Source organism: Vibrio kasasachensis, assembly GCF_050337565.1.
GTDB lineage: Bacteria > Pseudomonadota > Gammaproteobacteria > Enterobacterales > Vibrionaceae > Vibrio > Vibrio kasasachensis.
In genome coordinates this window covers 522,383-546,843 of sequence record NZ_JAKJTB010000008.1, presented here as the reverse complement: position 1 = coordinate 546,843, position 24,461 = coordinate 522,383, and the positions used below count along the sequence as shown (strand labels likewise).

Sequence of the window (24,461 nt, the reverse complement as noted above, 5' to 3'; positions counted from 1 at the left end):
AGCTCACGCCACAAAGACTGAAGAACAAGTATGAAAAAAGGACCAATAGGTCCTTTTTTCATACTTGTTAGGCTAAGCGCGTTGAAGTTACTTTGAACTAAGCACAGTTGCAGGATTTAGCTGACTAGCTCTAGACGCCGGGTACCATGTCGCTAATAGGCTTAAGATAATCGCAGTCGAAGATACCAATATCACATCTCCCATTATTACTTGAGAAGGCAAGAAATCGACAAAGTAAATGTCTCCTGACAAGAACTGATGCCCCATCAATGACTCTAGTCCTTTAATAAGACTAGTCAGGTTCAACGCTACCAGTACACCAAGCACGCTACCGACAATACTGCCCAATACACCAGAAAAAACACCTTGCCAGACAAAAATACGTTTAATCAAACTATCCGTTGCACCCATGGTTCGTAAAATAGCGATTTCTGCCGCACGATCTTTTACTGCCATCATTAAAGTAGAAACAATATTGAAACTCGCTACGCCAATGACTAAAACCATCACCAAATACATAATGGTCCGGACCATTTGGATATCTCGGTATAAGAATCCATATTTAGTCTGCCAGCTACGTAAGTAAACAACCACATTTAGAGTGTTGCCCACTTCTCGCACTATTTGATGGGCATCCAACACGTCAGTAACCCGCACTGAAACCCCTGTCACCGCCTCACCCAACTTGGCATAGCTTTGCGCATCTTCCAGTGGGATCAACGCCAAACTATGATCTATCTGCCCATTAAGCTTGAGTAACCCAGCAATTTTTACGCGAACACGTTTAGGTGCCTGTACTTGGCTCGTTCCACCCGTTGACGGGATCATCAAGGTCAAATAATCCCCTCGCTTAGCTTTGAGCAAATCGGCAACACCTTGTCCTAGAATGACCTGCTTTTCTCCAGCGCGGAAATTATGCCAAGTGTCGCTATCAATAAATTGGCTTAAATTCGACACCGATGATTCTTTAGTCGGATCAATACCTCGTACTTCTATCGCTTTGAGTTGCTGCCCACGCTCTGCCAAAGCCGTCATTTTGATATAAGGAGCAGCCGCTTCAATTTTTGGATGTTTTTCAACTTGATCGATCACCTGCGACCATTCTTTGATAGGCGCATTCACTCCTTCGAACTCACCATGAGCAATCACAGACAACACACGATCTTTTAGCTCACGCTCAAAACCATTCATCGCAGATAGACCAATAATGATCACTGCTACACCCACTGCAATACCAATGGTTGATGATAGTGAGATAAACGACACCATTTTGTTACGCTGCCTTGCGCGGCTAAATCGTCTACCGATAAATAACGAAAGTGACGAAAACACTAAGCGTCCCCCACATCGACCAATAGCCCATCTTGCATGTGCAGTTTTCGATCCATTTTCCCTGCCAGTTCACCGTCATGGGTCACCACCAAAAATGCCGTACCCGATTCACGATTTAGCTCACGCATCAAATCGTAGATCGCCAAGGCTGTTTTATGATCGAGATTACCAGTTGGCTCATCAGCTAATACCAAATCAGGGCTATTGACCAACGCTCGAGCGATGGCGACACGCTGACGCTCACCACCAGACAATTCTGAAGGTCTGTGTTCTACACGATGTGACAAGCCCACTTTTTCTAGCAAAGCTTGCGCTTTTTGCTTCGCTTCAGCGACTTTCATGCCACCAATTAGCAAAGGCATAGCGACGTTTTCTAACGCACTAAAATCAGCTAATAGGTGATGAAACTGATACACAAAGCCTAAATGACGATTACGCAGTTTTGCTTGTTTATTCGAGCTAAGTTTAGACAGTTCTTGTCCTAGAAATGTCACCTGACCTGCGCTTGTATCATCCAATGCGCCGAGTACATGCAATAACGTGCTCTTTCCTGAACCTGATGTACCAATAATTGCGACCAATTCACCACGTTTAAGATCAAAACTGACGCCTTTTAATACTTGAGTCTCTAGCGCGCCCTCGTGGTAGATTTTTGTCACATCACGACACTGTAGTAGATCACTCATATCTTAATGCCTCAGCAGGTTTTACAGATGATGCTCGATAAGAAGGGAACACAGTTGCAATTAAGCTGAGCATCACAGCTAAAGTTACTACAATCATAATTTGAATTGGGTTAATCACGACAGGCAATGAGCCGCCAATAGAAAAGAGTGCAATACCAGCGCTTTCCAAGAGGCTATTGAGATTACTGGCAAGTAATACGCCAAACACCCCACCAATACAGGCTCCCATGACACCACTACTGGCGCCTTGCACCATGAAAATAGCCATCACTTGTCGATCGGTCATGCCTTGTGTTTTAAGAATCGCCACTTCAGATTGCTTTTCCATGACGACCATGATCAAAGCCGAAATAATGTTAAACGCTGCAACACCTACAATTAGTCCAAGCATTAAGCCCATCATATTTTTCTCCATCCTTACGGCTTGGAAAAGCTCACCACGCTGAGCGCGCCAATCTTGCCATTGCCAGCCATCGGGCAAAGGCTGCTGGCTCATCTCACTAACCACAAAAGGGTCATCAAAGAATAAGCGCCAACCTGTGATAGTTTGCTTATTAAAACGCATAAGGCGCGCAGCGTCATCAATATGAGTCAGCATAAGCTGCCCATCGACGTCAGAACCTGTATTGTAGATACCAGCTACAGTAAATAGACGTTGGCTAGGAATACGACCTAACGGAGTAAATTGGCTGGCACTGGTCACCATCAAGCGCACTTTATCACCTGGACCAATATCCATTGAACGTGCCAACGTACTACCAACAAAGACTTGATATGTGCCCGCTTTGAGATTTGAAAGTCGACCAGCGATCAAGTGCTGTTCAATCGGATCATGCTCATTTGGCTCAATACCAATCAACAAACCAGCACTCAACTGTTTTGCACTTTGGATCACAGCTTCACTTTGCACGATCGGCTCAGGTTTGCCTGCGGTCGACATAGCTTGAATAAAATCAGGTGCTTGTTCAGTTCGAAGCGTTTTACCATCATTTTGGGAAACAATGGCTTGCGGTAACACACCTAAAATGCGACCTTTTAACTGTGCTTCGAAACCATTCATAACCGATAACACAGTAATTAGCGACATCACACCAATAGTGATGCCAGCAGTAGACATATAAGAGACGAAACGGCTGAACCTATCACCGGAGCGGCCTCTAAGGTAACGCAATCCGATATAGGTCGACACTGGATGAAACATAAGAAAAACCAAAACCTATTAATGGCGAATACTGTAACGGTTAATTTGAGAGGCTGATACCCCTAAATGGTCATTTCGCGGTGAAATGAGTAATTAAGTCTGCTATTAACAATGACATATCTTGATTAGTTGGTGTGTATGACGATAATCAGAACATCAATAGAAGGAAAAGTTCATGTCTGACCAAGAATACTTCACTGTACATCACCAAATGACCGTCAATGTCGAACCCTTGGCTAGCGATTTTGCTTATCCGACTTTCGAGGCATTTACAGATGAAATTCCAACTCCGTTTCTCGTCGCCAGTGAGTTCAGTTCACTTGACCAGCTAAATGATGCTGCACGTGCTGAACTCAAATCAAACGATTTCAAACACGTTATCAACCTACTTGATACTCAAAATGCGAAACTCAATCTTCTGCTAACCTTTATGTTATCGCAGCAAGATGATTCTGCTGTTCGTCATCAAACCGTATCATTTGGCGCGAGCCAATTTAACTACCGAGCTCTAGAGCCATTGGCTGTCGATCGCAAAGTACGAGTAAAGCTGTTTCTTGACCATCCTGCGGCCGCGATATATTGCTATGGTTCCATTTTTGACTGCACAAATGAAGATGAACAGTATACGATTTCAGTCAAATACGACCTGTTACGTGATATAGACCAAGATCTACTCATCAAGGCAGCTCTATATCAGCAACAAAAACTGCTTCGTCAACGCTCACTGAATCGCGAAAAATAAACTAAGATATGTCAAAATCATCATTACTCAATCTTATCAACCCTGCCGGTGCTGGTGATAAAAAGCACGTAGGTAACTTACCGGGTTCTGCGCTTGCGCTCGCCATTGCAGAACTGGCAGAGCAGCATAATGGACACACACTACTCGCCACATCTGACCCTCAAAGCGCACTGAAACTGCAACAAGAGTTGGAACAATTTTCTAGCGAAAGCGTTACCTTGTTCCCCGATTGGGAAACACTCCCATACGATAATTTTTCACCTCATCAAGAAATTATCTCCGATCGTATTGCCCGCCTCTATCAACTGCCAACACAAAATAGCGGCATTACGATTGTGCCAATTAGCACATTACTCCAGCGTCAGTCGCCGCGTGACTATTTGATGCAACATACGCTCATGGTCAAAACAGGAGATCTGTTTTCGTTAAACAAACTCCGCATACAGTTGGATAAATCGGGTTATCGACATACTGACCAAGTATTTGGTCCTGGCGAATACGCCAGTCGCGGTTCGATCATTGATCTGTTCCCTATGGGCTCAACCGACCCATACCGTATCGACTTCTTTGATGATGAAATTGATACCATACGTACTTTCGATCCAGAGAACCAACGCTCTATCGATGACGTGAGCGAAATTCGCTTACTGCCAGCCCATGAATTCCCAACCTCAGAGACAGCGATTGAAGACTTTCGTATTCGCTGGCGCCAACGTTTTGAAGCGCGCAGAGAACCCGAATCAATCTATATGCAGGTAAGTAAGGGCACATGGCCTTCAGGTATCGAATATTGGCAGCCACTATTTTTTGAGCAAACAGAAACGTTATTCGACTATATTTCCGATGACACTCAATTGATCAGTGTTGGTGATTTGGAAACGGCGATTGATACCTTCTTAACTGATGTCGACTATCGTTATGATCAGCGCAATGTCGACCCACTGTGCCCGTTATTGCCACCGCATGAGCTTTGGCTAAAGAAGGACGAGCTGTTTAGCTACTTTAAAACGCTGCCGCAGGCAGTGCTATCAGTTGACTCTATCGTAGAGAAGCAAGGTCGTATTAATCCAAATATATCACCACTGCCAGAGCTCAAAGTTCAGCATCAAAACAAAGAACCAATGGCGGCACTTCGTCAGTTTAGTGAAAGCTACCACGGTAAAATCATCTTCTCTGTAGAATCAGAAGGTAGACGTGAAGCGCTGTTAGAACTTTTGCAGCGTATCAAATTGCGTCCAATTGAATGCGACAGCTTCTGTGATGCCCTAGCCCATAAAGAAGCATTCACTTTGGTGCTAGGCGCTGCCGAACATGGCTTCCTCTATGGTGATGAACAAATTGCGTTTATCTGTGAAAGCGATCTGCTTGGCGATCGTGTTATTCAGCGCCGTCGTAAGGATCGAAAGGCCACCAACAGTGATGCGGTAATCCGTAATTTAGCCGAACTAAAACCAGGGCAACCTGTAGTACACATTGATCACGGGATTGGTCGCTACCTAGGGCTACAAACCCTAGAAGCTGGTGGTATGACTACCGAATACGTAACTCTCGAATACCAAAATGAAGCGAAACTCTACGTTCCGGTAGCCTCACTAAACCTAATCAGCCGCTACTCTGGCGGCGCTGAAGATAGTGCACCGCTGCATAAATTGGGTGGCGAATCTTGGATAAAAGCACGTCGTAAAGCCGCAGAAAAAGTTCGTGATGTCGCCGCAGAACTGCTGGACGTATATGCCAACCGTGAGTTAAAGACCGGCTACAAATTTGCTTTAGATCGCGACCAGTATGCAACGTTTAAGTCAGGTTTCCCATTCGAAGAAACCGACGACCAATCAATGGCGATTAATGCCGTGCTGTCCGATATGTGCCAAGCCAAAGCAATGGACCGCTTAGTCTGCGGTGACGTCGGCTTTGGTAAAACTGAAGTTGCCATGCGTGCCGCTTTTGTTGCTACCGATAACGGCAAACAAGTTGCAATTTTAGTCCCGACAACCCTACTTGCCCAGCAGCACTTCGAAAACTTCCGCGATCGTTTTGCAAATTTACCAATCCGAGTTGAAGTTTTATCACGATTTAAAACCGCCAAAGAGCAAAAAGTAGTGCTGCAAGATCTCGCGGACGGCAAAGTAGATTTAGTTGTCGGCACGCACAAATTACTTTCTAGCGATATTGTATTTAAAGATCTCGGTCTGTTGATAGTCGACGAGGAACATCGATTTGGCGTACGCCAAAAAGAAAAAATGAAAGCGATGCGTGCAGATGTCGATATCCTCACACTGACAGCAACACCTATTCCTCGAACATTAAACATGGCGATGAGTGGTATGCGCGATCTTTCGATTATTGCCACTCCGCCTGCGCGAAGACTGGCAATCAAAACTTTTGTTCGTCAGCGAGAAGACGCTGCAATCCGCGAAGCCGTATTACGTGAAATCATGCGCGGGGGACAAGTTTACTTCTTGCACAATCAAGTTGAAACGATTGAAAAAATTGCAGAAGATTTGGAAAAACTAGTCCCAGAAGCGCGAATCACTGTCGCTCACGGTCAAATGCGCGAGCGTGAACTTGAAAAAGTGATGAACGATTTCTATCACCAACGCTTTAACTTGTTGGTGTGTACCACCATCATAGAAACAGGGATTGATGTCCCCACCGCCAACACCATTATTATGGACAGAGCAGATCATCTCGGCTTAGCACAGTTACACCAATTGCGAGGGCGCGTTGGTCGATCGCATCATCAAGCATATGCATATTTGCTTACTCCACATCCAAAAGCGATGACGAAAGATGCAACTAAACGATTAGACGCCATCGCATCACTTGAAGATCTCGGTGCAGGCTTTACACTTGCGACTCACGATTTAGAAATCCGTGGCGCAGGTGAACTACTTGGTGATGAACAAAGTGGTCAAATTCAATCCGTTGGCTTTACTTTGTACATGGAAATGCTTGAGCAAGCTGTTGAAGCTCTTAAACAAGGTAAAGAGCCTTCACTCGATGATTTACTGCGCGAGCAAACCGAAGTCGAAATGCGTATTCCATCTCTGCTACCGGAAGATTACATTCCTGACGTTAACACTCGCCTGTCTATGTACAAGCAGATAGCGAGTGTTTTGGAAAAAGACGAGTTGGACGGTTTGAAGGTGGAGCTTATCGACCGATTTGGCTTGTTACCTGATGCGACTAAAAACTTACTTTCAATTTCAGAGCTGAAGCTTTCAGCCGCAAAATTAAAAGTGAAGAAAATTGAAGCTCAAGATAAGGGCGGATATATTGAGTTCTACCCAAATGCTGACATTAATCCAATGTACTTAGTTAAACTGTTACAATCTCAGCCACAAAAATTTGCGATGGAAGGGCCGACTAAATTTAAGTTTACGGTACCATTAGTAGATAGGCGTAAAAGAATTCAGTTTGTTACTGACATGCTGGGAGAATTCCAGCAAAACTTATTACCAAAACAAAACTAAATATTCCGGGTGGCTACTCACCCGTATATGGAGATGTAATGAAAAAGCTGATCCCACTGCTTCTCTTCTTCGTTGCGCTGCCAAGTTGGGCACAGCGACAATTTGATATAGAAGTGATCATTTTTAAACGTGCAGTGGATGCAGAGCAAGTGACCGAGTCATGGCCAAATACTCTGCCTGAAATTAACATGGAAAAAGTAGGTAGCTTTGCCGATAGCAACTACCGTGCTCGTAAAGGTGTACAAATGCTGTCACGTTCAAGCTACCAACTTGATAGTGAAGCACAAAAACTACGCAATCATGCCGGTTTCCAAATACTTATGCACAAGGCATGGCGCCAAGGTGACAAAGGGCGTTTGTCTGCACCTGTTTTCCAGATCACAGCGGGTAAAAACTATTCCGGTCAATTCAATCGTAATGGTTCACCAATAGGCTCTCATAACGAGTCAGTGATTGAAGGTGTTCAAGAGCAGAGCATTCCGGGACCTCTCTACGAGTTGGACGGCAAGCTACAGATTTATGTAGAACATTACTTATACGCCGATGTTCAACTCGATCTGAAAGAACCAAGTGTACGGGATGTTATACTTGAAGACCGCCAAGTAGAGATAACTCAAGATATTGATTTTAATAGCAATAACACTGTGCAAGCGGGTTTAATGACAGAGGTAACACCCACGGTACATACTGAAGAGTTTTTAAAAAGCTACCGTATGGATCAGAAACGTCGAATGCGCAGCAGTGAAACTCACTTCCTTGATCACCCTCTAATGGGGATGATCATTCAGGTACGCCGAGTTAACTAGTTATCAGCTTATCATTTTGATAGCCACTCAATACTCTAAACGCCCAGTCTATCTGGGCGTTTTTCTTTCTAGAAGCTAGCTTTAAATCTTTCTATCATCTAACTTTTCACCACTGAATCTGTTGCGAGCAAAATCAGTACTATATACTTTAAACTCTGTATATAGTTACCTGTAGATAGCATGAGCCCAGATTATCAAATCATTACTCAAGAATTTATATTGCGCTTAATTGATGCAGAGGAAGGCAAAAAGTTGCAACAACTAGTCAGCAACTCTCCCAGTCTTCATCGTTGGATTGAGTGGTGTCACGAAGATTTTACCTTACAAGAGGCAGATCGATTTGTACTAGCAACCCGATTAAATTGGGTAAAATCTGAAGCTTACGGATTTGGCATCTTCCGACGCGGCGATGACAAATTACTTGGAATGGTAGCCATTAATGAGCTATATCAAACATTCAATATGGCTAGTTTAGGTTATTGGCTTGCGGATGAATTCCAACATCAAGGGTATGCGCGCAAGGCAGTACTGGCATTGTGTGAATTCTGTTTTGATGTTCTCAAGCTTACCAGGTTGGAGATTGTCTGTGATCCCAAAAACCTTACCAGCCAAAAGTTAGCTATCGCTTGCGGAGCTCGATTTGAAACGCTCGCAGATAATCGATTTATATTCAATACTGAACCCCAGCAAGGGGCGGTTTACTCAATTATCCCAACCTAAATCGCTCTCTTTTTCACTCCACGAGAACGAATACATCGCCAGATAAATTAGAGCCCCTAAAGGGGCTCTTAGTGCTTCATATTAATATGAAGGTATCAATTAGTGCAGCTTAAGGTTCGGGCGAAGCACACGGTTAATACGTCCCATCAGGACAATCAGCGCCGTTTTAAACACACCGTGTAACGCCATTTGATGCATGCGATAGAGCGAGATATACACGATACGTGCAATACGACCTTCAATCATCATTGAACCCTTAGTCAAATTACCCATCAAGCTACCAACGGTAGAGAATTGGCTTAAAGAAACGAGTGAGCCTTTATCTTGATAAACATATGACTTCAGCTCTCGCCCTGCCATCATGGCTACAATATTTCCAAACGCGCGGCTAGCCATTTGATGTGCTGCTTGAGCGCGTGGTGGAACAAACGATCCATCGGCTTGTGTACATTGTGCCAAGTCACCAATAACAAAAATGTTGTCATCACGAGTCGTTTGCAACGTATCTTTAACAACTAATTGGTTGATTCGGTTACTTTCAAGCCCACCAATCTCTTTCATAAAATCAGGAGCTTTAATACCCGCAGCCCAAACCATAATTTTTGCTGAAATTTTCTCACCATCTTTGGTTGTAAGACCGTCATTATCCGCTTGAGTCACCATAGTTGCGGTACGGACATTGACACCCAATTTAGTCAGCTCTTGGTGCGCAGAACCAGAAATGCGAGGAGGCAATGCAGGAAGAATACGCTCTCCAGCTTCAACAAGGTTTACGTTTAGCTTGCTTGAGTCTAGATCCCCAAAGCCATAAGTACGTAGTTCTTTCACCGCATTGTGCAGCTCTGCCGACAACTCAACGCCTGTCGCACCTGCACCAACAATCGCGATATCGACCGTACCTTGGCCATTTTTGGCATGCAGCTTCAAAAACTCATTATTCATTTGAGTACGGAAACGATGTGCCTGTTCTGGGCTATCTAAGAAAATACAGTGCTCACGAACACCTGGAGTGTTGAAATCATTGGACGTTGAACCAATAGCCAAAACGAGAATATCGTATTCAAGATCTCGATTTGGCATCAACAATTCGCCTTGCTCATCCTTCAATTCTGCTAATGAAATGACTTTGCGCTCGCGATCAATCCCTTCCAAACTGCCTAATTGGAAATCAAAATGATGATTCTTAGCATGAGCGCGATAACTTAATGCATCAACTCCCTCATCTAATGAACCTGTCGCAACTTCATGCAACAACGGTTTCCATAAATGACTGGCTTTACGATCAACCAAAGTAACCTTTGCACGACCTTTACGACCAAGAGTACGACCTAGCTTTGTTGCAAGCTCTAGGCCGCCTGCGCCGCCACCTACTACGATAATTCGTGTCACAACAACTGTCCTCTAAAATAAAAAACGTATAAATTGGTTTAGCTCGCTTGGCGAACTAATAAAAATTTCTAGGGCTTCGCACATTGAATGCGATAGAGGTTCTTTCCGTAAACACGCGATTAGCAATAGTTTGCAAAGTGCAAACTGGCAGTTGACCACGAAAAACACGTGCTAAACTGCAAATTCTGGGCAAGTTTTTCACTCGCTCTCAATTTTTTTTGATTTCAATCAAATAAATTTTATGTAAGTCATTATATATGGCAAAAAGTACGACGCAACAAGAGATTGCAATAAACTCATTAGAAAATGTATGGATTTTTAAAGACCTACACCTCATTGGTTATACCCAAGTAACCTCAAGATGCTTGGATATATATTACGTTTTGACAGCGAGCGAATTGAACATAAAAAAACGGCACCCTCAGGGTACCGTTAGAACTCAGTGCAGCTAAACTCTATTGTTAAGGGAACTGAGTGTTAGTGAGCCTCTTTAAAAGCTTTCATTACTTGTAGGTGATGAGAGATTTTTTTGAACTTATGCGTTTGCACGTCATCCCAAACAATATCGTAATAACTGTTAAGCTCTTGCGCAGTATTTTGATTGTTATTAATCTCATCTTCTTTCGATAAAATGACTAAACAGCGCTTACTATTACTAGTTCGAAACTCTGCCACACACTTAGTGGCTATATCTTCGTACTCTTCCGGTCGATCAATACGCCCTTGCATGTTTTGCTCTGGGTGTAAATTCGGATTAAATAGGACTTGCTTAATGCCACATAAATAACCGATCCGTTCTGACCAATAACCGCCCAAACCGACACCACAAATAATCGGATTGGCATCGTCCGATTGCTCGATCACCTTATGCACTTCTTTAAGCAAATGCTGCATATCATGTTTTGGGTGTAACGTACTGTAGTTGATGAAACGAACGTCATCATCAATAAACTGGAGTTGAAGTACCTTTTCGTGGTTGCCTGGGCTGGTGCTATCAAATCCGTGTAAGTAGATAATCATATTTAATCCCCGATTGAACTGCAGGCTCGTTGTTAAAGACTAGTTCGGATTGACTAACTAAATCGCAACAAGCTCAATTTAATCTAACATGAAAACAAGGGTTTTAAAGGGCTAGAGAAAACATTCTAACTAGCTTTCAGCAAAACAGTGATCTCACGAGCAAAACTGCTGCTTTAATTGTTCTGCTTGATGTAGATAGTATTCATCTCCCCAAAGCTGATACGCTAGCAAATACCAAAGCATCGCCATCGTATTCGCTCTGGGACGCCAAGCCTGAACGCCTTCAAACCAATCATCAATCCCCTCCAACTGCCGCAGTTTGCAGTAGCGATGAATCGCATCCATTTCATCCACACCCGCCACGTCAATGCTCAATGTTAAGTCCAGCCGCGGATCACCGATGGTTGCGTATTCCCAATCAATAATCTGCACCCCTTGTTGCGCATCAACCATGTTGTAACCAGCGAGGTCAAAATGGCACAAGGTATACCCGACATCGGCTAAGCTTGGGGCGTTACGCCAATCGCGATAGATTGATTGATACTCTTCATTTTTCAGATCAGATCTTATCTGCATCCAATAATGGTCAACACGTGCAGTATAATTAAATGGAGCAACAGGTATACGTGTTGTCGGGAGGGTATGTACGGAGACGAGCGCTTCAAGAATTTGCGTAAAGGTTATTTCTTCTGAGAGTGATGTCCCTTCAAGCCATTCGACCAACAAGCCCTTTTCGTTAATAAAAATAGGTTTAGGGCTGATACCCGAATCTTGGATGGTGGAGAGGATCTGATACTCCTGGAAACGTGAGATAGAGAATGCTTGAGTAATCGCTGTTGTTGGTCGCCACACATAAGCTTGACCATTATTTTCAACTACTTTCCAGCAACGATTGGTTAACCCACCAGTCAAAGTTTGGGCGTAGTCAGGGGGTACAGTAAAGAAACGTTCTAAAGCCACTAATGAACCGTCGAGCTGACAAGCTTCACGCCATGACATTCGCGCCATATAACGTTCCTTCTACTGTTTAGTTTTTATAAGCCCAAAAAGCTTTTTGATTCTTGTTTACGAATCTCAGTTTCATCGGCCCATTCAATAAGACCGCTCTCAAGATCCATCAAGCGCATAGTCATTTTGTAGTAAACATCTTTGTCGCTACCAGCGTTTTTGGCAATGCTTGATAGGTTGCCATAAAGCATGTATTGCGCACCGACCATTTTACCAAACTGAATCGCATTACTTTGATTGACTAACTCATCGTTGTTTTGGAAGTTCAGTTGATCACGAACAGCCTCTACTCGCCCCATATCAACAAAGCGGAATTTACCCGAATTAAGCATCTTAGTACTGATGGTATCAGTAATTGACTCCGTATCAATGTGCTCGCTAGTTTTGTTTTTAACTCGCTCAACAAATACGATTGGGCGAGAATCACGCGTAATCGCAGATACGGAACCCGATTGCAGCATGCTGTCTACCATTTCGCCAGCGATAGTTTGTAGATCCGTAGAACCAAAATCTATCGTCGTTGTTTCCACCGCCTGCGCATCACCGTAGTTCACTTGACTTGAACAGCCACCTAACATGACAGCAAGACCGAGTAGTGCTATTACACTTTTGTTCATTCTATGTTCCTTCGCTTTTAACCGGTTTGACCAAATCTATTAGAGATTGGTTCCCAAAATTTTTAGTCGTTGTTATTTCTTATTTGAACTCGAAACTGAGTGGCATTTGGATTAACTGATATTTCGGAAATCGATACCGTTTCTTCACCGCGAATGATTAATCGTCTCCAATTTCCCAGCTTACTCACTTCCAACCCTTGAGCGTCATACCAATAAAATCGGTACAGCAAATCGTGATCAGAGCTAATGTTACTCGTCAGACTGACGATACCTTGTGTATGGTCATCTACCACCGTGGTGGTAATATCGTTAACTTCGAGACTCCGAGACATCGAATCATTGGCAAAAAGTACTTTTTGCGCGTTGCCATCAATGCGCAACCCAGAGGTATTGGTGGTGCACCCCGCTATTGCAAATATTGATAAGATCACTAAAACGAATTTCTTCATTACAATCTTCCTAATTGCTTATGCCACACCGTGGCACTGTTTCCTTGTCTAGATAGCCAAACCAAAACTGTATTTCCTTCTGAAACATTGAATTGATATGACTGCCCCCCGATATCTAAATTTTGCGCTCCCGCTTCTACCATCAAACTGCTGCTGTAAATAGCCGCTGGCAGAGTTTGCCAACTGCGAGTATCCGGCTGTTCTGTAAGCGTATTCCATACATTAAAAAGCAAATTACCCACATCATCTTTGCTTGCGGTTTCTTTGCGGATCCGATCTTTAGCCACAACCCTTAATGCTTGTCGAATAACGATATTCGGCATGCGCTCTGACAAATTCTGCTGCGCCATTAAATTGGTATCTGCAAGCAGATCTGATGCTATTGCTTGTTGGTTAACGCGTAAAGATGAAAACGTTACCAAACTTGCAGACGGGTAATAAGGCAGTGCTAAAGAATACACTGCTCCGTTACCGCGACTGTCAAAGAGCGGTAAAGAAAGCTTCCAGCCCTGCATCGCCTCAACCACATCTTGCTCTTGCAAAATAATGACACGCCCGCTTCCGGGAGTGTTTGCATCAAATTTTCCATAACGCTTCTCTAAAAGACGTAAATCGTCACTCATTCCGAGGCGCTTTGCGGTTCGCATAGTACTGTCAACAACCGCTCGGTTATCTGGCATTACTGCAAGTGCTCGTCGATAATCGACATACGCACTATTAAGATCCTTATCGGCTTCAAACAACAGCGCAGAAACATACAACAAGTATGCATTCTGAACCGCCTGCAGTTTTTTCCCCGCATCAGGATACTTTGACAACACACTACCAAGATTGGGCGTTAAACCTTGCGCTTGCATCTCGGATTCAGCGGCGTTAAGTTGGCGTTCCCGCTCCGCTTTTGCGCGCTCTTGAACCTGATTTGCTCGACGCATTTCCACTAACGCATCATCTAACTTATTCTCTTTAACGTAGTTTAAACCTAAGTATAGATGGAGAAAACCAAGTTCATAATCGGCAGGTTGGTAGACATTGAGGTTATCGTTGACCGCAAGCGAACCAATACTAGTCGCTGTGTCTGAAATTGAAACTGTGGCTTTGTCTTGCTCTGTTCGAACAGCTTGATCACTTACTTCTAACGCATTTAAGCTTTGCTCATCATCATTATTAAGCAGGTATACTCGACCTTTTTCAAAGTTATCGAGAATATCACCTGCAACTTCATCTGGCAGCGCTTGCTGTGCGGCAAGATAATCGCCTTTTTTTACAGCTTGATACATCGTTTGATTTTGAGCGCTGTAGTGGCTAAATAGATTACCAGCAGAGAAGTTGGCACACCCCGCAAGAAGAATAATGCTACAGCTTAATACTATGAGTCGAATAGTTATTTTCAATTCGTACTCCATCTGTGTTTGTGTTTGTGTTTAACAAAAAGCACAATCCGAACGATTGTGCTTTTATGTAGACCTTACAAAGTCTAGTTTAGTTCATTAGCATAGGACCCAAAGGACGACCACCTACTAAGTGCATATGAATGTGGTAAACCTCTTGCCCGCCATGCGCATTGCAGTTAATAATCAGGCGATAGCCGTCTTGATCGACCCCTTCCTCTTTTGCCAATTTCTTAGCAACCGTAAACATGCGTCCCATTGTTAGCTCATCATCAGCTTCAATGTCATTAATCGTGGAAATCAGTTTGTTTGGTATAATAAGGATATGACTTGGTGCTCGCGGATTGATGTCGCGAAACGCCGTTACAAGATCATCTTGATAGACAACATCTGCCGGGATTTCTTTGCGGATAATCTTACTAAATATGGTCTCTTCAGCCATGCTGGACTCCATCATATTTGACCTAACTTAATGATATTACGAGTATGCGTCATGCGTCACTAAATCACAATTAAAAACAATGTTCGGTAAGATTGACGAATTAAGAATTACCGGCCGTAGAACTTATTTTTGTCTTGTGCGTCATAAAACGTATGTATCACTATCAAAACAATCGTCCTAACTCTGATAATTTGCACTACAAATTATCAGAGTAAGGAGAGATCCATGAAAGGCTCAGTGATCCGACGAATGTACGCTGGCTTTGCATTGATCATATTGATGTTTGCAGTGTCTACGTTTCTGGCAGTGCGCAGCATGGAACAAATTCATGTTAATTTTGCGAGTGTCACTAATACTTCTCTACCGCTCGTCTCATTGTCTAACGATACCAACGTTGCATTGCTTTCTGCAGACAAGCTTTTTAAAGATTACCTCACCACACAAAGCTTTGAGCGCATGGATAAGATCCACACACAGTTCATCGAATCACAAGTCCACTACGATCAAACCTTACTACAACTTGAGGCGGCTAGCGGCAATAACCCTGAGCTGGCTGAACGAATCGAGCAAGTCAAACAACTTAAACAACGCTACTTCTCAGAAGCCGATGAGGCCATGGGAAATTATCGCAGCATGTTTGAATCCCAAGCCCAAGTTCAACTATCAACTCGACAATTTCAACGTTTGCACTCAGAGCTGAGTGCTGGCATGAAAGAGTACGTCGATAAGCAAGACAATATTGCCGTCAAGATAATGTCCAAAAGCTACTTCGTTAAATTAACAGATGCAGAAGTGATCACGTCGGATGCCCTCGCCAGTAGTGATACTGAATTTGTCGCGGAAGCGGTAATCAAAAACAAGAAAGCAGTTACACACCTCAACTATGCATATCGCGGGCTAACGTCACAGATGCCAGAGTTGAAAGAAAAATTCGATGCACCGGTTGCTCAGTTCACGATTGATATTGGTCGCAAAGGTGGCGTACTTGATCAACACAATAGCTACCTAATTGCACGTAAAGCCTTGTATGAAAATATTGCGAATTTGACCAACGAAGTCGACACTTCACGAACTTTACTACTGTCATTTAGTGACAATGCTCAACAGAGCCTTAACCAATCGCTAGTTGAAGCTGGTAAAGTTTACGATTCAGGCTTAATTCGTTCTATTTTCCTTTGTATTTTCGTCGTCGCTTTGGCTGCTAGTATTGGCTACCACATCGCCCATAGTGTGCGTACGCCACTTCATAGCATACTAAAAACGTTAGAGGCACTGAGTGATGGCGACATGACTCAACGAATCGACATTCGCTACAACAACGAATTTAGCCGCGTAAGTGGGCACATCAATACTTTGGCTGATAACTTGCACAATATCATTATACGCCTGAATGATGCCTCTGATGACCTCACCAATACTGCCAATACCAACCAGCAAACACTGTCAGGTGCACAACACCAGTTGAATCAACAAAGACAACAAACCGCTAGTGTGGCAACGGCAATGAATGAGATGAGTCAATCAGTCGATGAAGTCGCACAAAGTGCACAAAGCTCATTGCAGATGGTCGAACAAGTTGAGGTCGCCTCTGAGCAAGGTCGTAGAATAATGAGCACCAACATTACTACCATCAATCAGCTTGAACTTCGATTAACCGATTCGGTCAGTGCGGTAAAAGAATTGCAAAACATGAGCAGTAAAATTGGCTCGATACTTGATGTAATTCGTAATATCGCCGAACAAACCAATCTACTAGCGCTTAATGCGGCAATTGAAGCAGCTCGAGCCGGTGAGCAAGGTCGTGGTTTTGCAGTCGTGGCCGATGAAGTTCGCGTGCTTGCAAAGCGCACGACCGAGTCCACATCTGAAATTGAAAATATGATTAGCGCGCTGCAAACCAGTTCTAGTTCCGCTAACAGTGTGATTCAAAGTTGCATGGATGATATGACCTTGTCTGTCGATCACGCTTCCGAAGCCAACAGCGCTATGGAGGAAATCCAATCTCTCATTATGCAGATCAGTCAGATGAGTGGTCATATTTCAAGTGCCGCAGCAGAACAGAACAATACCACTACCGAGATTGCACAGAGTATTGAGGAAATTAATGAAATTGCAGACTCAAGTTATCGGGCGATGACTGAGATAGCAGAAGCTAGCAGCAACTTGACTCATTTAGCGAACCAGCAAGGAGAGTTAGTCCATCGATTTACTGTCTAATGTCAATTTCTGGCTAAATAATTGAACAAGGGCGATTAAATTGACTAATCGCCCTTGTTTTTTATACGTCTGAACATTATATGGATATTAAGGCTTGCTCGTTGATTCACCTTAATACCCCGTTTTGCAAGCCAACCATGAGGAACAACTATGGCAATTCATGTTGGCATAATCGACCAAGACCCAATCCGGTTGGTCACACCATTATTAGACAATCGAACCCTTAGCCAACACATTGTGTTTATCGGCACTGAAACTCAAAAAGAGATTTATGATCGTCTACACAGTGTGTTAGCAAAGCGCCAGATCACCTCTGAGTTCTTCGAAATACCCAATGTAGCAAATACTTCTCGAATTAAGCACGCAGTAACTCAACTGGCTGAGGAACTAAAAAACCGCGGCGAAGCAATTAAACTCAACGCAAGTTGTGGTCTGCGTCACCGTCTACTCTCCGTTTATGAAGTATTTCGCAGCTACCACTGGCCAATTTTTGTCGTTGAACCAAATAGCGATCGCCTGTGCTGGCTTTACCCTGAAGGCAAAGAAGATACCCAAGTTGAAGACCGCATCACTATTGATGACTACCTTACTATTTTCGGTGCGCGTGGTGAGTTTTCCGAACATAACCTCCCCCCACAGCTCGATAAAAAACTGTATGAATTAGGTGAACGATGGGCGAGCAACGCGCTAGAGTTGGGACCGGGGCTTGCAACACTTAACTATCTTGCGACCACTTGTCGTAAAGAGCAGCGCCTCGATGTAGAATTATCTGAAAAGCAACAAGGCTACCGCGAGTTGAATATGTTGCTTTCCGATATAGTTGGAGCGCAAATCGCTACCTATCAAGACGGTATACTCACATTTGCCAGTGAGGAGGCGCGTCGTTTCTCTAACGGTGAATGGCTAGAAACTCTCGTTCACAGTACGGTTCGTCAAATTCAACAAGACATGCCAACCATTCAAGATCGCTCACTTAACGTTCAGGTTTATCGTCAACTCGGCGAGCGTGAAGTACGCAATGAACTTGATGTTGCGTCGGTTGTGAACAACAAACTACATATCATTGAATGTAAGACGAAAGGTATGCGTGATGATGGTGATGATACCTTGTACAAGTTGGAATCTCTACGTGACCTTTTAGGCGGCTTACAAGCACGCGCTATGTTGGTGAGTTTCCGTCCGTTACGCTATAACGATATCACCCGAGCAGAAGATTTAGGTTTAGCTTTAATTGGTCCTGATGAACTGAAAGACCTCAAAAATCACTTAAGTCAGTGGTTCGCTGAAGCTGGCGGTTCGGAAGACTGCTCTGACTGCTAGTCTAATCTACCGTTTGAAAAGCCTCGCTCGTGCGAGGCTTTTATTTTTGATCACTGTCAAACGTACATCATTCCCCTCTATCTTGTGATGTAATTTTCACATCATCCTGTTAGCATGCTGGCTCTTTAATCAATAAGAGCTTTGTTATGCCTTCTCCTGTCGAGCAAACACTACTTAATATCGCCCTTAACCTAAGCGCTAATCTTACTAGTGAAGAGCAATATCAACACTTGGTCGATGGGATCAGTCAAGTTTTTCCTTGTGATGCTGCTGCATTGTTTATCCTTGATGAACAAGGTTTTCTGACCCCTGTGGCGGTAAAAGGGGTCTCAAATTCAATATTAGGTCGACGGTTTTTTCCCAGTGCTCATCCTCGATTACAGCAAATAATGCAAACTAAAACACCCGTTCGTTTTGATGCAGACTGCGCACTACCCGACCCTTTTGATGGCGTCATGCTAACCGCAGAACAAACGATTGATGTACATGACTGCTTAGGTTGCAGTTTATACGTTGAAGGGCAATTGGTCGGTGTTTTAACAATGGATGCACTTAACGTTGGCGCATTTGATAAGCTCGATACCGTTATGGTCGACACTTTCGCCGCCTTAACCGCTGCTACTCTGCGCAACATCGCACAGTTCAATGCACTTAAGACTCAAAACCGAAAGCACCGTTCAGTCACGCAAACACTGATTCAACAAGCGCGCACCCAACAAGGGGAAATGATTGGACTCAGTCCACAAATTGAAAAGCTGAAGAACAATATTGCCACGGTTGCCAAATCAGATTTCGCGGTTCTGATTTGGGGGGAAACGGGGACAGGTAAAGAACTTGTCGCTCACAACCTTCACGCTCAATCACATCGTGCCGATAAGCCGATGATTTACGTAAACTGTGCCGCGCTACCGGAAGGACTAGCTGAAAGCGAACTATTTGGTCACGTAAAAGGAGCGTTTACTGGTGCCAACAGCCACCGTTCAGGTAAATTTGAGCTCGCAGATGGAGGAACAATTTTCCTCGATGAGATCGGTGAATTACCTTTAATCTTGCAAGCCAAACTATTGCGAGTAATTCAACAAGGTGAGTTGCAACGCGTAGGTAGCGACCAACACTTAACGGTAAATGTCCGAATCATTGCCGCAACAAATCGCGAGCTAGACGTTGAAGTGGAACAAGGACGATTTCGGGCTGACCTCTACCATCGTCTCAATGTTTTTCCTATTTACGTACCACCACTTCGCCAGCGCGAAGGCGATATAGCGGTGTTATCTGGCTACTTACTGGAAAAAATGCGGACTCAATTCAATGCACCTAATTTGCATGTTCACCCTAAAGCTCTACAAGTATTAGAGAGCCAGTCATGGCAAGGCAATGTTCGAGAATTAGAGCACAGCTTAACTCGCGCCGCGCTCCATGCGATACAGAACGAGCAGACAACCATTACATTGCAGCACTTCGACGACATACAAAATCATGACGATGTAAAAATAACATCGCACTTTTTCCCGTCAGAAAGCCAACCAATGCGTGAATTAGTCGAGCTGTATCAAAAGAACCTCATTGCTCATGCTTTAGACCGTTCGAACAACACTTGGTCACAAGCCGCTGATTTTCTTCAAATGGATCGCGGTAATCTCTATCGAATGGGGAAAAAACTCGGCATTAAATAATCCAGCCACGCCCCCTTTGTTGTCATAAATACATCATCGTCGTTGTATTTATGACAACAAGCACCTGACTAACAATCAAAATATCTATTATTTATCAACAAGATACAAACTGGCACACTCCATGCTTTACAGCCTCATTGCAACATCAAAACGGCGATGAGCCGTATGATAATTATTACAAGTAAACTGGAGAATCAATATGTTCTGTATTCAATGTGAACAGACAATTCAAACACCTACAATTAAAGGCTGTTCATTTACTCAAGGCATGTGCGGTAAGACTGCTGAAGTTTCAGATCTACAAGATGTTCTGGTTTACACACTTCAAGGCGTTTCTTACTGGGCTGAACAGGCACGCCAATTTGACATTATCGATCACGAAATTGACACGTGGGCACCACGCGCTTTCTTTGCAACGTTAACCAATGTTAACTTCGATCCTGAGCGAATCCTTGAATTCACTCACCAAGCGGCTCTTTACAAAGCACAGCTCAAGCAAAAAACCATCGCGGCGGCTCAACTTAGCAATATCATTCTAGCAGAAGCGCCTCCAGTGGCTGAATTTGAGCTACCGCAAAACGCAGAACAAATTCTGGCATTCGCACCAGATGCAGCAGTAAACCGTGGCAAAGAAGAAGTAAATGAAGATGTAATTGGCTTGCGCCTATTATGCCTATACGGTTTGAAAGGCGCCGCTGCATACATGGAACATGCGTATGTACTTGGTCAAACTGATGTTGCTGTTCATGGTCAGTTTCACAAAATAATGGCATGGCTTGGCACAGAACCAACAGACCTAAACGCACTATTGGAGTGCTCAATGGAAATTGGTCTGATGAACTACAAAGTCATGGAGATACTTGATCTTGGCGAGACGGTAACGTTCGGTCACCCTGAGCCAACCACAGTCAATGTAAAACCGGTAAAAGGCAAATGTATTCTAGTATCGGGGCATGACTTACATGACCTAGAAAAAATCCTTCAACAGACCGAAGGTAAAGGCATCAATGTCTACACTAACGGTGAGATGCTGCCAGCTCACGGCTACCCTGAACTTAAAAAGTACCCTCACCTTGTAGGGAACTACGGTAGTGCGTGGCAGAACCAACAAAAGGAGTTTGCTAACTTCCCGGGTTCAATCGTAATGACATCTAACTGCCTACTTAACCCAGATCTTGGGCAATATTCTGAGCGCATTTTTACTCGTAGCATCGTAGGTTGGCCAGGTGTTAGCCATATTGAAGGTGATGATTTCTCAGCAGCAATCGAATCGGCACTGGCACAACCAGGCTTCCAGCACGACGAGATCGAGCATATGATCACTGTTGGCTTTGGACGCAATGCATTAATGAATGCGGCTCCAGCCGTCATTGACCAAGTGAAACAGGGCAATATTCGCCACTTCTTCCTCGTTGGCGGGTGTGACGGTGACAAAGCTGAGCGTAGCTACTTTACTGATTTCACAGCAAACACCCCTGAAGATACACTGATTCTTACTTTGGCGTGTGGTAAATTCCGCTTCAACAAAAATCAGTTTGGTGACATCAATGGCATTCCTCGTCTATTGGATGTAGGTCAATGTAACGATGCTTACTCAGCGATTCAACTTGCGCTTGCACTAGCCAAAGAATTTGACTGTGACATCAATGAACTGCCTCTTACTCTTGTACTATCATGGTTTGAGCAAAAAGCGATTGTTATTTTGCTGACTCTGTTTGCACTCGGTGTAAAAGGTATCTACACAGGACCAACCGCTCCTGCGTTCTTAACCGACAACCTACTCGCTATCATCCAAGAAAAGTTCGACATGCGCTCTATCTCAACCGTTGAACAAGATCTTAACACTATTCTAGGTTAAGCCACTGCCGCGCAAGACCTATCCGCCATACTTTGCAAATCACCGTATTGTATGGCGGTTCTTTTCCTATCATTTAATAGAGATATGTTATGCCCTTTTCGTTGAATCCAAATCAACCGATCAAACTTCGCTGTATCGAAAAATGGTTTGAAACTGAAGATTGTGTTTCGATTCTTCTCAGCGCTGAAGGTGAACAAGCTTTCCAATTCAAACCCGGCCAGTTTGTTACCCTTGGGGTAAAGATTGATGATAAGACGGAATACCGCGCTTACTCAATTAGCTCACTAGCAGGTGAAGCATTTTTGCAGTTAACGATTAAGCGAGTTGTTGACGGTGTCGTATCAAATTATATCGTCGATACACTCTCGGTTGGTGATGAAGTAGAGTGCCTAGCGCCTACTGGTGACTTTAACTGTGTCGACCACCCACCTATTGAAATTGATCAGCAGAAAAAAGTGTTGTTGGTAAGTGCAGGCTGTGGGATCACACCTGTCTACGCAATGGCAAATGCTTGGTTACGTGAAGACACCCCAGTTGATATTACTTTCTTACACATCGCTAGGTCGACTCAGCAAACGATTTATCTTGATAAGCTTGAAGCGTTCGCAAAAAATCACTCTCAATTTAATTTGAAACTGTTGCTGAAAAACGCCGAGTCTAGTGGCTATCCACAAGGTCGTTTAAGTGCGGATTGGCTAAAGACGCTCGTTCCGGACATAAAGCAACGTACAGTTTATCTATGCGGACCTAGCCAATTTATGTTGGATACAGCCGATTACTTACAGCAAATCGATTTTGATATGAGCCAGTTTTATCAAGAGAGCTTTACACCGCGCGTAGAATCCGAAGAAGCAAGACTAGTTGATGAATCTGTGTCCATCTCTGTACCTAGTTTCGGTAAAACCCTGCAAGCAAACAAAGGTGCGCTTCTCGCGGATGCTCTAGAACAAGGCGGAGTGCCTTTAATCGTCGCTTGCCGCAGCGGCATCTGTGGTTCATGTAAATGCAAGGTGACTGTTGGGCTGGTAGAAAGCAGTAGCAGTTCTCCTCTAACCCCAGAAGAGATTGACCAAGGTTATGTGCTTGCTTGTTCTTCAACACTAAGCAGTGATGTAAGTATCGAACTCTAAAACGCAAAACGCCCATCTTTTGATGGGCGCTTTGTTATTGTTTGGCTTTCTAACTGTCGTCTTCAGTGAAGTTAGTTGGCAAGGTTGTTTTCATCTCAAGCCAAATTTGTCCGCTATCAATACCATAATTACGGACAATAACCAGAATCTGCTCACGATTACCTGATTCACACACTTCTAAAAGATCACGATAGAATTGCAGTGCAAGATTTCGTGCTTCCGGTTTGGAGAAGTAGTAACTACCAACACGATCATAAAGCTTTTTCAAACCATTAAAGATCAAACCATAGATTTGATTGCCTGAATGGAAGGCTAAACGTTGAAACAACATGTAGTCGTAAAAGTTAAACGTTTTAGCTATCAAGATCTCTTCACGTTTTGCTAAATCTTTCTCACCATCATCTTTAATGTTTTGTGTGATTTTTTCTGCGTATGGTGAAGTTTGCTTAAAGTGGTCCCACGATTCTGCATTTAAAAGCGCTTCACATGAATCAATAACGTTTTGAATCGTTTTTTCCGAGCTCTCTTTATTCGCTTTAAATGCATAGCGCATAAAAATAGGACTGATATTTGTACGTGCTGCAAGTAAATCTTCAACAATAGATGTCGCATTACCAGCATCAAGCGTCATTAAGGTGTCGAGAATATGCAACCCTGAGGTCTCCATAAACTGGTTTACCTTAGTTGGTTTCCCGTGTTGGATCGTCAACCAGCCATCTCGAGCCAAGCGCTGTAGCACCTCACGCAACGTCGTTCGTGTGACACCGATAAGCTCAGACAGCTCTCGCTCAGCTGGTAGAATGGAACCTGGAGGGAAGCGCCCTTTCCAAATACTCTCAATAATGTATTTTTCTGCAAATCCTGCAGGGCTCTTTGCCTTAATGACCATTAAACTGCGTCCAATATTCTATTATAAGGGGGTTCAATAAGACTCATCATACCACTAGTTATTACCTAGCGGAAACAAACTGATAGTAAACTTCTCGCAAA

20 protein-coding genes are annotated in these 24,461 nt (G+C 43.7%); 9 read left to right on the top strand and 11 right to left on the bottom strand.

Going from position 1 to position 24,461, the window contains the following annotated elements; genetic code table 11:
* Positions 1–87 precede the first annotated feature (87 nt).
* The 3 genes from lolE to lolC are packed head-to-tail and all read right to left on the bottom strand — an operon-like array spanning position 88 to position 3,219.
* Positions 88–1,332, bottom strand: a complete 1,245-nt coding sequence (gene lolE / locus L4C38_RS02845; protein ID WP_428795998.1) for a lipoprotein-releasing ABC transporter permease subunit LolE — start codon at positions 1,330–1,332, stop codon at positions 88–90.
* Positions 1,332–2,018: a lipoprotein-releasing ABC transporter ATP-binding protein LolD gene (lolD, locus tag L4C38_RS02840; RefSeq protein WP_428795997.1), complete on the bottom strand. Its 687-nt coding sequence runs from the start codon at positions 2,016–2,018 to the stop codon at positions 1,332–1,334. The genes lolE and lolD overlap by 1 nt, the downstream gene beginning before the upstream one ends.
* Positions 2,011–3,219 (bottom strand): lipoprotein-releasing ABC transporter permease subunit LolC, encoded by a 1,209-nt coding sequence (gene lolC, locus L4C38_RS02835; RefSeq protein WP_428795996.1) that lies wholly within the window; start codon positions 3,217–3,219, stop codon positions 2,011–2,013. The genes lolD and lolC overlap by 8 nt, the downstream gene beginning before the upstream one ends.
* A 175-nt stretch (positions 3,220–3,394) precedes the next feature.
* Here lolC and L4C38_RS02830 point away from each other — a divergent pair, with 175 nt between their 5' ends.
* The 4 genes from L4C38_RS02830 (at position 3,395) to L4C38_RS02815 (ending at position 8,960) form a co-directional block, all read left to right on the top strand.
* On the top strand, positions 3,395–3,961 hold the full coding sequence (locus tag L4C38_RS02830; RefSeq protein ID WP_428795995.1) for a PilZ domain-containing protein: 567 nt from the start codon (positions 3,395–3,397) through the stop codon (positions 3,959–3,961).
* A gap of 8 nt (positions 3,962–3,969) precedes the next feature.
* Entirely contained in the window at positions 3,970–7,434 is a 3,465-nt protein-coding gene (gene mfd, locus L4C38_RS02825) for a transcription-repair coupling factor (protein WP_428795994.1), read from the top strand.
* A gap of 38 nt (positions 7,435–7,472) precedes the next feature.
* Positions 7,473–8,240, top strand: coding sequence for a peptidoglycan binding protein CsiV (locus L4C38_RS02820; RefSeq protein WP_428795993.1), 768 nt, complete (start codon positions 7,473–7,475; stop codon positions 8,238–8,240).
* A gap of 180 nt (positions 8,241–8,420) precedes the next feature.
* The gene (locus tag L4C38_RS02815; RefSeq protein WP_428795992.1) at positions 8,421–8,960 is read left to right on the top strand and encodes a GNAT family N-acetyltransferase; all 540 of its coding nucleotides are present in this window, start codon (positions 8,421–8,423) and stop codon (positions 8,958–8,960) included.
* Positions 8,961–9,059: 99 nt separating this feature from the next.
* Here the strand turns inward: L4C38_RS02815 and L4C38_RS02810 are convergent, their stop codons facing one another.
* From L4C38_RS02810 to hinT, 7 genes are all read right to left on the bottom strand, one after another.
* A complete protein-coding gene (locus L4C38_RS02810; protein WP_428795991.1) occupies positions 9,060–10,349 on the bottom strand; it encodes an NAD(P)/FAD-dependent oxidoreductase in 1,290 nt (429 codons plus the stop codon).
* 477 nt (positions 10,350–10,826) lie between these two features.
* The gene (ycfP, locus tag L4C38_RS02805) at positions 10,827–11,369 is read right to left on the bottom strand and encodes an alpha/beta hydrolase YcfP (protein ID WP_428795990.1); all 543 of its coding nucleotides are present in this window, start codon (positions 11,367–11,369) and stop codon (positions 10,827–10,829) included.
* A 153-nt stretch (positions 11,370–11,522) separates the two neighbouring features.
* Positions 11,523–12,377, bottom strand: a complete 855-nt coding sequence (locus tag L4C38_RS02800; protein WP_428795989.1) for a phosphotransferase — start codon at positions 12,375–12,377, stop codon at positions 11,523–11,525.
* A 26-nt stretch (positions 12,378–12,403) separates the two neighbouring features.
* Positions 12,404–12,994, bottom strand: coding sequence for a penicillin-binding protein activator LpoB (gene lpoB / locus L4C38_RS02795; protein ID WP_428795988.1), 591 nt, complete (start codon positions 12,992–12,994; stop codon positions 12,404–12,406).
* A 62-nt stretch (positions 12,995–13,056) separates the two neighbouring features.
* Complete coding sequence (locus tag L4C38_RS02790) at positions 13,057–13,443, bottom strand: YcfL family putative periplasmic lipoprotein (protein WP_428795987.1); 387 nt, start codon at positions 13,441–13,443, stop codon at positions 13,057–13,059.
* The gene (locus tag L4C38_RS02785) at positions 13,443–14,846 is read right to left on the bottom strand and encodes a COG3014 family protein (RefSeq protein ID WP_428795986.1); all 1,404 of its coding nucleotides are present in this window, start codon (positions 14,844–14,846) and stop codon (positions 13,443–13,445) included. The genes L4C38_RS02790 and L4C38_RS02785 overlap by 1 nt, the downstream gene beginning before the upstream one ends.
* 76 nt (positions 14,847–14,922) lie before the next feature.
* On the bottom strand, positions 14,923–15,273 hold the full coding sequence (hinT, locus tag L4C38_RS02780) for a purine nucleoside phosphoramidase (RefSeq protein ID WP_428795985.1): 351 nt from the start codon (positions 15,271–15,273) through the stop codon (positions 14,923–14,925).
* A gap of 225 nt (positions 15,274–15,498) precedes the next feature.
* Here hinT and L4C38_RS02775 point away from each other — a divergent pair, with 225 nt between their 5' ends.
* The 5 genes from L4C38_RS02775 to L4C38_RS02755 all read left to right on the top strand — a co-directional run bounded on the left by L4C38_RS02775 (position 15,499) and on the right by L4C38_RS02755 (position 23,471).
* Positions 15,499–17,490 (top strand): methyl-accepting chemotaxis protein, encoded by a 1,992-nt coding sequence (locus L4C38_RS02775; protein ID WP_428795984.1) that lies wholly within the window; start codon positions 15,499–15,501, stop codon positions 17,488–17,490.
* A gap of 150 nt (positions 17,491–17,640) precedes the next feature.
* A complete protein-coding gene (locus L4C38_RS02770) occupies positions 17,641–18,810 on the top strand; it encodes a DUF1887 family protein (protein ID WP_428795983.1) in 1,170 nt (389 codons plus the stop codon).
* Positions 18,811–18,956: 146 nt separating this feature from the next.
* Entirely contained in the window at positions 18,957–20,483 is a 1,527-nt protein-coding gene (gene norR, locus L4C38_RS02765; protein ID WP_428795982.1) for a nitric oxide reductase transcriptional regulator NorR, read from the top strand.
* A gap of 199 nt (positions 20,484–20,682) precedes the next feature.
* Positions 20,683–22,341: a hydroxylamine reductase gene (hcp, locus tag L4C38_RS02760; RefSeq protein WP_428795981.1), complete on the top strand. Its 1,659-nt coding sequence runs from the start codon at positions 20,683–20,685 to the stop codon at positions 22,339–22,341.
* An 89-nt stretch (positions 22,342–22,430) separates the two neighbouring features.
* A complete protein-coding gene (locus L4C38_RS02755) occupies positions 22,431–23,471 on the top strand; it encodes a hybrid-cluster NAD(P)-dependent oxidoreductase (RefSeq protein ID WP_428795980.1) in 1,041 nt (346 codons plus the stop codon).
* A 49-nt stretch (positions 23,472–23,520) separates the two neighbouring features.
* Here the strand turns inward: L4C38_RS02755 and fadR are convergent, their stop codons facing one another.
* Positions 23,521–24,360: a fatty acid metabolism transcriptional regulator FadR gene (gene fadR, locus L4C38_RS02750; RefSeq protein ID WP_428795979.1), complete on the bottom strand. Its 840-nt coding sequence runs from the start codon at positions 24,358–24,360 to the stop codon at positions 23,521–23,523.
* Between the last annotated feature and the right edge of the window lie 101 nt (positions 24,361–24,461).

Coding starts and splice junctions, on each gene's coding strand:
- L4C38_RS02785 (WP_428795986.1), bottom strand. CDS start 14,846: ATGGAGTACGAATTGAAAATAACTATTCGACTCATAGTATTAAGCTGT.
- lpoB (WP_428795988.1), bottom strand. CDS start 12,994: ATGAACAAAAGTGTAATAGCACTACTCGGTCTTGCTGTCATGTTAGGT.
- L4C38_RS02830 (WP_428795995.1), top strand. CDS start 3,395: ATGTCTGACCAAGAATACTTCACTGTACATCACCAAATGACCGTCAAT.
- hinT (WP_428795985.1), bottom strand. CDS start 15,273: ATGGCTGAAGAGACCATATTTAGTAAGATTATCCGCAAAGAAATCCCG.
- norR (WP_428795982.1), top strand. CDS start 18,957: ATGCCTTCTCCTGTCGAGCAAACACTACTTAATATCGCCCTTAACCTA.
- L4C38_RS02755 (WP_428795980.1), top strand. CDS start 22,431: ATGCCCTTTTCGTTGAATCCAAATCAACCGATCAAACTTCGCTGTATC.
- fadR (WP_428795979.1), bottom strand. CDS start 24,360: ATGGTCATTAAGGCAAAGAGCCCTGCAGGATTTGCAGAAAAATACATT.
- lolD (WP_428795997.1), bottom strand. CDS start 2,018: ATGAGTGATCTACTACAGTGTCGTGATGTGACAAAAATCTACCACGAG.
- L4C38_RS02775 (WP_428795984.1), top strand. CDS start 15,499: ATGAAAGGCTCAGTGATCCGACGAATGTACGCTGGCTTTGCATTGATC.
- L4C38_RS02815 (WP_428795992.1), top strand. CDS start 8,421: ATGAGCCCAGATTATCAAATCATTACTCAAGAATTTATATTGCGCTTA.
- mfd (WP_428795994.1), top strand. CDS start 3,970: ATGTCAAAATCATCATTACTCAATCTTATCAACCCTGCCGGTGCTGGT.
- L4C38_RS02770 (WP_428795983.1), top strand. CDS start 17,641: ATGGCAATTCATGTTGGCATAATCGACCAAGACCCAATCCGGTTGGTC.
- lolC (WP_428795996.1), bottom strand. CDS start 3,219: ATGTTTCATCCAGTGTCGACCTATATCGGATTGCGTTACCTTAGAGGC.
- L4C38_RS02820 (WP_428795993.1), top strand. CDS start 7,473: ATGAAAAAGCTGATCCCACTGCTTCTCTTCTTCGTTGCGCTGCCAAGT.
- L4C38_RS02790 (WP_428795987.1), bottom strand. CDS start 13,443: ATGAAGAAATTCGTTTTAGTGATCTTATCAATATTTGCAATAGCGGGG.
- ycfP (WP_428795990.1), bottom strand. CDS start 11,369: ATGATTATCTACTTACACGGATTTGATAGCACCAGCCCAGGCAACCAC.
- L4C38_RS02800 (WP_428795989.1), bottom strand. CDS start 12,377: ATGGCGCGAATGTCATGGCGTGAAGCTTGTCAGCTCGACGGTTCATTA.
- hcp (WP_428795981.1), top strand. CDS start 20,683: ATGTTCTGTATTCAATGTGAACAGACAATTCAAACACCTACAATTAAA.